At 25.5% G+C, this 368-nt stretch carries 1 protein-coding gene; it reads right to left on the bottom strand.

The genetic code is table 11. The features are described 5' to 3' along the window. Window positions 1-79: 79 nt before the first annotated feature. A complete protein-coding gene (locus KVT34_RS32685; RefSeq protein ID WP_226545510.1) occupies window positions 80-259 on the bottom strand; it encodes a hypothetical protein in 180 nt (59 codons plus the stop codon). Window positions 260-368 lie beyond the last annotated feature (109 nt).

Genomic DNA, 368 nt, shown 5'->3' with positions numbered 1-368 from the left:
AATAGAAAATTTGTTATTACGACACCATATGTTTTATTCGACATATTAAATATAAATCCTACATTTTTCTTACAAAAATTTATCTTAATCTGAGTTTATCATAGAACAGGTACACAATTGTAAAACATACAGCTCCAATTAACAAATCATAAATTTGATAATTGAGCGTAACTTCTATTGTCTCTTGTAAAGTAAACCAAATTATCGACATTATTATAATGAATAAGAAAATACGAATACATCGCTTCAAGCTTTCAATTCCTTTCTCTTATATAATAAAGAATAACAGCTTCCTATTCATACTAGAAAGTGAAACAAAGTATTCTCTATTATATTGTTCAATCCAAACAAAAAAGCACACTACTTTT

The organism is Paenibacillus sp. GbtcB18 (assembly GCF_019091125.1).
GTDB classification, from domain to species: domain Bacteria; phylum Bacillota; class Bacilli; order Paenibacillales; family NBRC-103111; genus Paenibacillus_F; species Paenibacillus_F chitinolyticus.
Note: the sequence above shows the minus strand (reverse complement) of the source record. Positions and strands in the feature narration are given on the sequence as shown.